General features: G+C 65.8%; 7 protein-coding genes. 3 read left to right on the top strand and 4 right to left on the bottom strand.

Annotated features, from left to right (window positions below):
* Nucleotides 1-63: 63 nt before the first annotated feature.
* Complete coding sequence (locus tag PKD89_RS01385) at nucleotides 64-846, bottom strand: PaaI family thioesterase (RefSeq protein WP_289010450.1); 783 nt, start codon at nucleotides 844-846, stop codon at nucleotides 64-66.
* Nucleotides 847-999: 153 nt separating this feature from the next.
* Entirely contained in the window at nucleotides 1000-1791 is a 792-nt protein-coding gene (locus tag PKD89_RS01380; protein WP_289010451.1) for an exodeoxyribonuclease III, read from the bottom strand.
* 152 nt (nucleotides 1792-1943) lie between these two features.
* Here PKD89_RS01380 and PKD89_RS01375 point away from each other — a divergent pair, with 152 nt between their 5' ends.
* Complete coding sequence (locus tag PKD89_RS01375) at nucleotides 1944-5774, top strand: multifunctional oxoglutarate decarboxylase/oxoglutarate dehydrogenase thiamine pyrophosphate-binding subunit/dihydrolipoyllysine-residue succinyltransferase subunit (RefSeq protein WP_289010452.1); 3831 nt, start codon at nucleotides 1944-1946, stop codon at nucleotides 5772-5774.
* Here the strand turns inward: PKD89_RS01375 and PKD89_RS01370 are convergent, their stop codons facing one another.
* Nucleotides 5775-6452, bottom strand: coding sequence for an HAD-IA family hydrolase (locus PKD89_RS01370; protein WP_289010453.1), 678 nt, complete (start codon nucleotides 6450-6452; stop codon nucleotides 5775-5777).
* Between the two features lie 67 nt (nucleotides 6453-6519).
* Between PKD89_RS01370 and PKD89_RS01365 the strand changes: the two genes are divergently transcribed.
* Nucleotides 6520-8097 (top strand): NYN domain-containing protein, encoded by a 1578-nt coding sequence (locus tag PKD89_RS01365; RefSeq protein WP_289010454.1) that lies wholly within the window; start codon nucleotides 6520-6522, stop codon nucleotides 8095-8097.
* Between the two features lie 138 nt (nucleotides 8098-8235).
* Nucleotides 8236-9939 (top strand): energy-dependent translational throttle protein EttA, encoded by a 1704-nt coding sequence (gene ettA, locus PKD89_RS01360; protein ID WP_289010455.1) that lies wholly within the window; start codon nucleotides 8236-8238, stop codon nucleotides 9937-9939.
* Here ettA and PKD89_RS19765 read toward each other — a convergent pair.
* Nucleotides 9929-10090, bottom strand: coding sequence for a helix-turn-helix transcriptional regulator (locus PKD89_RS19765; protein WP_349257305.1), 162 nt, complete (start codon nucleotides 10088-10090; stop codon nucleotides 9929-9931). The genes ettA and PKD89_RS19765 overlap by 11 nt on opposite strands.
* Nucleotides 10091-10096: the final 6 nt, after the last annotated feature.

Raw genomic sequence — 10096 nt, 5'->3', positions numbered from 1 at the left:
AGTTCAGTTCAGTTCAGTTCAGTTCAGTTCAGTTCAGTTCAGTTCAGTTCAGTTCAGTTCGGTTCAGTTCGGGTCGGCGTCGGCCCGGTCGTTGAGCAACTGCTTGAACTTTCCGGGCTGCATGGAGATGAACAGCCCTTCGCACTCCGCCGTCAGCCGCTCGCCGTCGTGAATGGTGCCTCGTACCCAGATCTTGCGGTCCACCCGATCGTGGATCCAGGCCCGCAAGGTCAACTCACGATGCAGCGGGGTGGGCGAGCGGTAGTCGGTGTGCAGGTAGGCGGTCATGCCCTGCGCGCCCGACAAACCCTGGGTCGAGCCGAGCAACTCGTCAAAAACCGCCGCCACGTAGCCGCCGTGCACGTTGCCCGGAGGGCCCTCGTAGGCCGAACCAAAGGTGACCGACCCGGTGACCTCATCGTCGTGCAGGTGCAGGCTCATCGGCGGCGACAGCGGGTTGGCCAAACCGATGAAGGGGCTGTGATCGAAGGTGGCGTACATCTCCGCTGCGAGGGCCTGAACCTCCGGGTTGTCGGCCGTCAGGCGCCCGGCGTTGGCCAGCTCGGCGAACCCCTCGTAGACGCGGCCCTTCGGATGAGCGGCCAGCACCCCGGCGATCTTCGCCAGGTCGTCGGCCATTGCGTCAAGTGCCTCGGCATCGGTGCTGGTTGACGTCAGGCCCTCGATGATGCTCCTCACCTCGGCCGCCACCCGGCGAAACGCCGTGCGCTGCGGTGTGATCTCCAGCTGCTCGAGGCGCTGGATACGGCTCACTACGTCGGAGGCCGGAAATCGCTCGCTCCGTACCTGGTCGGTTTCGCTCCTGGCCTCGTCAACCTCGCCCATCGTTCCCCTCGGTTCTGTGGTCCGCTCGCTGACCAGCGTCGGCGCTTCGGCCGAACTCTGCCGCTTCCGCGTTCCCTGGCGCGCGATAGCGGCAGAGTTCGCGGTTCTGGCGAGAACCTAGCGCCGTCCGCGAGCAGCTCGGCGGTCGAATCGCTACACGTCGTAGTAGGCGAGCACCGGTGCATGGTCGGATGGCTTGGTGCCCTTGCGGGCGTTGCGGTCGATCAAGTCGGAGACGGCGGCGTCGGCCAGCGGCGGCGTGGCCAGCAAATAGTCGATACGCATGCCCTTGCGCTGGTGGAAGTTGCCGCCCCGATAGTCCCACCAGCTGAAGAGGTCGTCGGCGTCGCCGTAGCGCTCGCGAAAGGTATCCCGCAGCCCGACGTCGGTGATCGCCGCCAGGGCTTCGCGCTCGGGCACGCTGACGTGGGTTGAGTTCTCGTCGAACACGTCAACGTCCCACACGTCGGCGCTGCTGGGCGCGATGTTCCAGTCGCCACCGATCACGAAGCGGTCCCCCTCGGTCACGCGCTGGGCCAGGTCGTTACGCAGGCGGGCCAGCCAGTCCAGCTTGAAGCGGTAGTGGTCGTTGGAGACCTCGCGACCGTTGGGCACGTAGACGCACGCGCATCGAAGCGGCCCACACGTGGCCCAGATCAGGCGGGCCTCGGCGGGGTGGTCCCAGCCCTCGGGCTCGTCCGAATAAAACCCGCTGTGAACCTCATCGAGGCCCACCTTGGACATGATCGCCACACCGTTCCAGCGGCCCTCGCCGAAGTGGGCCGATTCGTAGCCCATCGCCGAGAAGGTGAGGTGGGGAAACTTGTCGTCGGCCAGCTTGGTCTCCTGCATCATCAGCACGTCGGGCTGCACCTCCGCCACCCATTCCTCGACCCGCGGCAGGCGGGCATTGAGCGAGTTGACGTTCCAGGTGGCGACCAGCACAGAGGCTCCTTACGAGCGGATGGGAGACGGAATCGGTGGGTGGATTCGGTAGGCGCTCGCGCAGCGCGAGGGCGACCCACCGTAGCGGCGGCCTGAGCGGCCGAATCGACCGGCCCCCGTTCGTGTGTCCGACCTTTGTAGGCTCGCCGGTGATGAGTACCTCACCTGAAGATCTCCTGGGCCCGAACAGCTGGTTGGTGGACGAGTACCGCGAGGCCTACGAGGCCGACCCCAGCTCGGTCTCCGAGCAGTGGCGCAACTACTTCTCCGATGGTGCGGCCACCGCCGGGGACGGCAACGGCGCACGCGCTGCCGCTTCCACCACGTCCTCCAGCGACACGCCGTCCGGTGGCACAACCTCCGCGAACAAGCCGTCCGGTCAGAAGGCTGAGCAGACCTCAGCCGCACCGGCGACGGCCAAGGCCTCCGCCTCCGCCTCCGCCGAGCCGACGTCCGCCGCAACGGCAAACGCCAAGGCCTCCGCCCCCGCCAAGGCGAAGCCCCCTGCCCAATCGAAGGCCCAGCCCGAGACGGGTGCCGAGACCGAGACCGAGGAAACCGCCCGACCAGCGTCGGAGACAAAGCCGATCCGCGGCATCGCCGCAGCGATCGCCGACAACATGGAGACCTCGCTCACCGTGCCGACGGCCACGTCGGTGCGCGACCTGCCCGCCAAGCTGCTCGAGGTCAATCGAGGTGTGATCAACGGTCACCTCGGCCGCACCCGGGGTCGCAAGGTGAGCTTCACCCACATCATCGGCTACGCCATCGTGCGAGCGATCGCCGATCACCACCCCGACATGGCGGTCAGCTTCGATCGCGACGAGGACGGAAAGCCCCAGCTCACCCGGCATTCCAGCATCGGGATCGGCCTGGCCATCGACGTCGAGCGCCGTGGCGAGCGAACGCTGATGGTGCCGGTGATCAAGGGCGCCGAGTCGATGAACTTCAGGGAGTTCGTCGATGCCTACAACGACCTGGTCAAGCGGACGATGGACAACAAGTTGCAGCTGGAGGACCTCCAGGGCGCTTTGGTCAGCCTGACCAACCCCGGCACGATCGGCACGGTGTTGTCCGTACCTCGCTTGATGTCGGGCCAGGCGGTCATCGTCGGGGTCGGCAAGCTGGGGTATTCCGCCGCCTACCAGGGTGCCGACGAGGAAACGATCGCCAAGCTGGGCATCTCCAAGGTGCTGACGCTGACCTCAACCTATGACCACCGGGTGATCCAGGGGGCCGAGTCGGGCTCGTTCCTCAAGACGATCGAGTCGCTGCTGCTCGGCGACGAGGACTTTTATCAGCGCATCTTTGCCGACATCGGCGTGCCGTACGTGTCGGTGGAATGGCGCCAGGACACCAACCCGGCCGACCACATCGGTGGCCTGATCCAAAAACAGATGAGCATCGCCATGCTCGTCAACATGTACCGCAGCCGCGGCCACCTGATCGCCGAGCTCGACCCCCTGTCAGCCAAGACCCCCGAGATCCACGAGGAGCTCGATCCGGTTACCTACGGCCTGACGATCTGGGACCTCGACCGGAAGTTCCAGACCGGTCCGGGCAGCATCTACAACAGCGTCGGCGGCGAGGAGTCCATGCCGCTGAAGGAGATCCTGCGGGTGCTCCGGGACGCCTACTGCCGCACGATCGGCGTCGAGTTCATGCACATGCAGGAGGTGGAGGAGAAGCGCTGGATCCAGGAGCAGATGGAGAGCCGCGAGCCCTTCAGTTTGTCCGGCGACGAGCAGATCCACATCCTCGACCTGCTCAACAAGGCCGACGCGCTCGAGCAGTTCCTCGGCACCAAGTTCCTCGGACAGAAGCGTTTCGGACTTGAGGGCGCCGAGTCGACCATCCCCATCCTGGATGAGCTGCTCACGCTGGCCTCCGCCAACCACATGGACTCGGCCGTGTTGGGCATGGCCCACCGCGGGCGCCTCAACGTGCTGGTCAACATCGTCGGCAAGCGCTACCAGGACCTGTTCGGCGAGTTTGAGCAGCTGATCGATGAGGACGCCGTGCAGGGCTCCGGCGACGTGAAGTACCACCTGGGTCAACGAGGTCAGTTCAAGTCGGTTGCCGGCAACGTGATCGACCTGGAGCTGGCGGCCAACCCGTCGCACCTGGAGGCGGTGGACCCGGTGGTGCTCGGAATCGCCCGGGCGAAGATGGACCAGATCCCCAAGAACGTCGAGAACCGCTATCCCGTGCTGCCCATCCTGGTGCACGGCGATGCCGCTTTCGCCGGTCAGGGCGTGGTGGCCGAGACGCTCAACCTGTCCAGCATCAAGGGTTACAAGGCGGGCGGCACCATCCACCTGGTGATCAACAACCAGCTGGGCTTCACCACCCCGCCCGAGTCGGCGCGCAGCTCCGAGTACCCGACCGACGTGGCCAAGATGGTGCAGGCGCCGATCTTCCATGTGAACGGAAACGACCCCGAGGCCTGCGTGCGGGTGGCCCGGCTCGCCTATGAGTACCGGCGGGCGTTCGGCAAGGACGTTGTGATCGACATGGTGTGCTACCGCCGCCACGGTCACAACGAAGGCGACGACCCCAGCTACACCCAGCCGCTGATGTACCAGCGGATCGACAGCATGGCGCCCGTGCGCGAGTTGTACAGCGATTCGCTGGTTGGGCGTGGCCACATCAGCCTGGAGCAGGCCGAGAAGGCAGCCAACGCCTACCACGCGGAGCTGACCAACGCGCTGGAGTCCACCCGGGAGGCCAAGCCGTCCGACCCCCGTCGGGTTCCGGCGCCGCCAAAGCCGCCAGGCGTCATCGGGCCGGTGTCCACCGGGGTGGCCTCCGACGAGCTCGACCGCATCTTCGAGGCGCTCAATACCGTGCCCGACGGCTTCACGGTCCATCCAAAGCTGGCCAAGCAGTTCGAGACACGGCGGAAGCTGTTCGAGTCAGGCGAGGTTGACTGGTCGCTGGGTGAGGCCCTTGCGTTCGGTTCGCTGCTCGCCGAGGGCACCCCGGTGCGTCTCGCCGGCCAGGACAGCCGTCGCGGCACGTTCTCCCAACGCCATGCGGCGCTCGTCGACTTCCATACCGGCGACGATTACCTGCCCCTCAGCGCGCTCACCACCGACAGCTCCGAGCTGTGGATCTACGACTCGTTGCTGTCCGAGTACGCAGCGTTGGGCTTCGAGTATGGCTACTCGGTGGAGAACAAGGATGCGCTCGTCATGTGGGAGGCGCAGTTCGGCGACTTCGTCAACGGCGCCTCGATCATCGTCGACCAGTACCTGGTGGCCGCCGAGGACAAGTGGAAGCAGACCTCCGACCTGGTGCTGCTGCTACCCCACGGATACGAAGGCCAGGGCCCCGAGCACAGCTCGGCCCGCATCGAACGGTTCCTCATCCTGGCCGCCGAGGACAACATCCAGCTGTGCAACGCCACGACGGCAGCGCAGTACTTCCACTTGTTGCGCCGTCAGATCCACCGGGACGGCAACAAGCCGCTGATCATCTTTACGCCGAAGAGTGGCCTGCGGGCCAAGACCTACCGGTCACCGGTGGACGATTTCGTGTCGGGTCACTTCCGCGAGCTGATCCCCGACGAGTCCGGCCTCGACCCCGAGTCGGTCACCCGGTTGGTGCTCGCTTCGGGCAAGGTCGCCCACGATGCGATCGAAAAGCGCGACGAGCTGGGCGTGCCGATGGCGGTCGCCCGGGTCGAGCAGCTGTTCCCCTGGCCGTACATGGCGATCCACGAGGAGATGGAGCGCTACCCCAACTGCCACGAGATCGTCTGGTTGCAGGAAGAGCCCGAAAACATGGGCCCCTGGAACGGGATCAAGGGCCGGCTCTACGAGGCGTTCGAGAACCGGGACGTCGAGATCCGGCGGGTCAGCCGGGTGGCGTCGGGCAGCCCGGCGACCGGGTCGGCGCTCATCCACCGCCAGGAGCAGCAGGAGATCCTGCGGAAATCATTCGGCGATCTCCCCGAAAAGGACCGCTGGGACTTCAACTGATCACGGCCTGCGGGGCCTGGCATCCAATGCCGAGTGCAGCTCGGCAAGTGCTGCGTGCGGATCGCCGACCTTGATCGTGGTCATGCCCATCTCCCGGGCCGGTTTGAGGTTCACCCCGAGGTCGTCGAGAAACACCACCTGCGACGGGTGCACGGCCAGCGCCTCGAGGGCTACCCGGTAGAACGCGTCCTCGGGCTTACGCATCTTCAGGACTGCCGACTCGACCACTGCGTCGACCGCGGCGAGTAATTCATCGAGCCCCGTGGGCAGCATGCCGGCAAGCTCATCGAAGGGCACGGCGTTGTTGGTGAGGAACGCCGTGCTGTACCCGGCGTCGACCAGCCGGTACACCTCGGCGGCCATCTCGGGCCGCACCTCGCCGACGAGCATCTCCAAGATGGCGTGACCGTCCACTTCGCCCCCGGCCGCCAGCGCTTCGGCCTCGAATTCCCGGACGAAGCCCTCGTCATCCAACTCGCCACGCTCCAGCTTGGCCCACGAGTTGCCGTCATGGTTGTCCATGTTCAGCCGGCGAATAAACCCGTCGGGCAACCCCTGTTGCGCCTCGTAGTGCGCAAACGCTTCGAACGGGCTGGACAGCACCACCCCGCCCAGGTCGAAGACCACCGCCTCGATCGGCAACAACTGAGGGCGGACCGATGCGGAAGGTGAGGCCATCGCTCGATGCTAGGCAATCGGCCCGATCCCCACGGCAAGGACGCAAAGCTGCTTGACTGGTGGGGTCATGACCCTTTCACATGTGGTCGTTGACGGTTCCAACATCGCAACCGAAGGGCGAACCAAACCCAGTCTGAAACAACTCGATGAAGCAATTGAGCAGTTCGGTGCCAAACATCCCGAGACCGACATCACGGTCATCGTGGATGCGACATTTGGGCATCGGATCTCCAGCACGGAGAAGGATGACTATGAAGCACGCGTGCTTGATGGGTCCATCGTTGCTCCCCCCGCCGGCGTCGTCGGCCGGGGGGACGCATTCATTCTCCAAGTGGCCGAGAAGGCCAACGCTGCAGTGTTCTCCAACGACTCCTTCCAGGAGTTCCACGGTGAGCACACTTGGCTTTTCGAGGAAGATCGGCTGTGGGGCGGCAAGCCCGTAACCGGAGTGGGGTGGGTATTTGTCGCCCGCACCCCGGTGCGAGGTTCTGTCAGTAGGAAAGCCGTCAAAGAGGCCAAAACCGATTCCAAGTCCACCTCAAGATCGCCCAAGAAGGCCGCATCGCCTTCCAAACGGGGCGCTCCATCCAAGAATGCGGGTGCGGGCGGATCCAAACCCAAGGTGGGCGACTCCAAGCCCGCCGCATCCAAGTCGCCCGCAACCGGGTCTCGAAGCCGAGGTCCGAAACAGGCCGATCGCTCCTCGGGCAGGTCGTCCACCGACGACGCCAAGAGCAGTCGGTCGGGAGCTTCGAGCGCATCAACCAAGCGTCGATCCTCCACGCCCGATCCGGTCAACTCGCCGGGTGACTTCCTCAGCTTCGTCGGGGAGCACCAGCCCGGCGACACCGTCACCGGCACAGTCGTCGAGTTCTCCTCGCACGGCGCGTATTTGCTGGTCGGCAGCACCAAGACCTACCTGCCATTGAAGGCGCTGGGCGATCCGCCCCCCAACCGAGCCCGCGACTTCATGTCGATGGGTGAGGAGCTCACCCTGGTGGTCGAGGGCTACGACCCGCCGCTGCGAAGCGTCGACCTGCGCTTGCCCGACGGGCAGACCTTGGCGCCAAGTTCCGGCACCGATCAGGACGCTTCTGCCCCGGCCGAGCACACGGAGGCCGAGCAGGCGCCTGCCGAGGCGCCCGAGCAGAAGCCCGCAGCCAAAGCACCCGCCAGGAAGGCGCCAGCCAAGAAAGCCGCCGCCACAGCACCAGCCAAAAAGGCCGCCACGAAGGCACCGGCAAAGAAGGCCGCCGCCAAAGCACCAGCCAAGAAGGCGGTAGCCAAAGCACCAGCCAAGAAGGCGGTAGCCAAAGCACCGGCTAAAAAAGCCGCCACGAAGGCACCGGCCAAGAAGCTTGCTGCCAAGAAGGCACCGGCAAAGAAGGCCGCCGCCAAAGCACCAGCCAAAAAGGCCGCCGCCAAAGCACCAGCCAAACGGGCTCCGGCCAAGGCACCGGCCAAGCGGGCTCCGGCCAAGGCAACCGCCAAAAAGGCCCCAGCGAAGCGGCCGCCGACCAAGGCACCCGCCAAGGCCGCTCCCGCTCGGAAGGCACCGGCGAAGCAACCTGCAACCGGCGGTGGGGGTCCGGTCAAGTCGGAACACGCCAAGCGGACCGCTGCCACCAGGAACAACCTCGAGTAGCTGCGTCCTGCACGGCGCACGAACACCACGCAGTACCCGAGTACGGAGTCTTGGCGATGGCTGTACCATCGACGGTTCGCTCGATCCCCAATTCCCGTTCCCCGCCTTCTCCCCCACTACCGCTTCGCTGGAGCATGCATGTCGGCTCAGTTCATCTTCACCATGTACAAGGTCGGGCGGGTGGTGCCCCCGGACCGCGAGGTACTCAAGGACATCTCGCTGTCGTTCTATCCGGGCGCCAAGATCGGCGTGATCGGGCCCAACGGTTCCGGGAAGTCGACGCTGCTGCGCATCATGGCCGGGCTCGACGATGGCTACACCGGCGAAGCACGCCTCAGCCCCGGGTTCACCGTCGGCATGCTCGAGCAGGAGCCGAAGCTGGACGAGGCCAAGGACGTCACCGGCAACGTGATGGACGGCGTTGCCGGCACCGCCAAGCTGCTGACCGATTACGACGAGCTGATGGCCGGCTGGGCCGATCCCGATGCCGATTACGAGGCGCTGGGCACCCAACAGGCCGAGCTGGAGGCCAAGATCGAGGCCGCCGGCGCCTGGGACCTGAAGCGCACGGTCGACATCGCCATGGATGCGCTGCGGCTCCCGCCCGGCGATGCCGACGTCGCCTCCCTCTCCGGAGGTGAGAAGCGGCGCGTGGCGCTGTGCCGGCTGTTGTTGCAGCGGCCCGACCTGTTGCTGCTCGACGAGCCGACCAACCACCTCGACGCCGAGTCGGTCGCCTGGATCGAGCGGTTCCTCTCCGACTATGAGGGCACGGTCGTCGCCATCACCCACGACCGCTACTTCCTCGACAACGTCGCCAGCTGGATACTTGAGCTGGATCACGGCAAGGGCATGCCCTTCGAGGGCAACTACTCGGGTTGGCTCGAACAGAAGCAGGCCCGCATGGCCAAGGAGGAGAAGCACGCCTCCACCCGCCAGCGCACCCTGGAGCGTGAGCTGGAGTGGGTCCGCATGGCCCCCAAGGCCCGGCAGGCCAAAAGCAAGGCCCGCTTGGCCGCCTACGACCAGTTGCTCGCCGAGCAGCAGTCGGCCAAGGGCGGCAGCGACGGGCTGGAGATCTACATCCCGCCGGGCGATCGGCTTGGCGACCAGGTGATCGAGGTGGACCACCTGTCCAAGGGCTTCGGCGACAAGCTGTTGATCGACGACCTCTCGTTCTCCCTGCCCAAGGCGGGCATCGTCGGCGTGATCGGGCCCAACGGCGCCGGTAAGACGACGCTGTTCCGCATGCTGGTCGACGCTGCCGATCAGGCGAGCAACAACCTCGAGACCCAGCCCGACTCGGGCGAGATCCGCGTCGGTTCGACGGTGCAGTTGGCCCACGTCGATCAGCACCGCGACCACCTCGACGGCGAACGCACCGTCTATGAGGAAATCACCGACGGCGACGAAACGATCAAGCTGGGCAACAGGGAGATGAACGGGCGCGCCTACTGCGCCAGCTTCAACTTCCGCGGTGCCGACCAGCAGAAGCTGGTGGGCCAGCTCTCCGGTGGCGAGCGCAACCGGGTGCACCTGGCCAAGCTGTTGCGCACCGGCGGCAACGTGTTGCTCCTCGACGAGCCGACCAACGACCTGGACGTCGACACCCTGCGGGCCCTCGAGGGTGGCCTGGAGAACTTCCCCGGCTGCGCCGTGGTCATCTCCCACGACCGTTGGTTCCTCGACCGTATCGCCACCCACGTGTTGGCCTTCGAGGGCAACAGTCAGGTGCGATGGTTCGAGGGCAACTTCACCGACTACGAGACCATGCGGCGCAAGGAACTGGGCGCCGAGGCCTCCCAGCCACACCGGATCAAGTACAAGCCCCTCACCCGCTGACGGAGCGTCCCTCGGCCGCCTGTGCGGCGACGAGCGCCGCTCGGTTGACGACGTCGAGCTTGCGGAAGATGTGCGCCAAGTGGGTCTTGATGGTCGAAGGTGACACAAACAGCCGCTCGGCGGCCTGGGCGTTGGTAGACCCGGCCGCCACCGCCTC

This window comes from Candidatus Neomicrothrix sp. (genome assembly GCF_035329545.1).
Classification (GTDB): domain Bacteria; phylum Actinomycetota; class Acidimicrobiia; order Acidimicrobiales; family Microtrichaceae; genus Microthrix; species Microthrix subdominans.
This window is presented reverse-complemented; position numbering and strand designations above follow the sequence as displayed.

Coding starts and splice junctions, on each gene's coding strand:
- PKD89_RS01385 (WP_289010450.1), bottom strand. CDS start 846: ATGGGCGAGGTTGACGAGGCCAGGAGCGAAACCGACCAGGTACGGAGC.
- PKD89_RS01375 (WP_289010452.1), top strand. CDS start 1,944: ATGAGTACCTCACCTGAAGATCTCCTGGGCCCGAACAGCTGGTTGGTG.
- PKD89_RS01370 (WP_289010453.1), bottom strand. CDS start 6,452: ATGGCCTCACCTTCCGCATCGGTCCGCCCTCAGTTGTTGCCGATCGAG.
- PKD89_RS01365 (WP_289010454.1), top strand. CDS start 6,520: ATGACCCTTTCACATGTGGTCGTTGACGGTTCCAACATCGCAACCGAA.
- ettA (WP_289010455.1), top strand. CDS start 8,236: ATGTCGGCTCAGTTCATCTTCACCATGTACAAGGTCGGGCGGGTGGTG.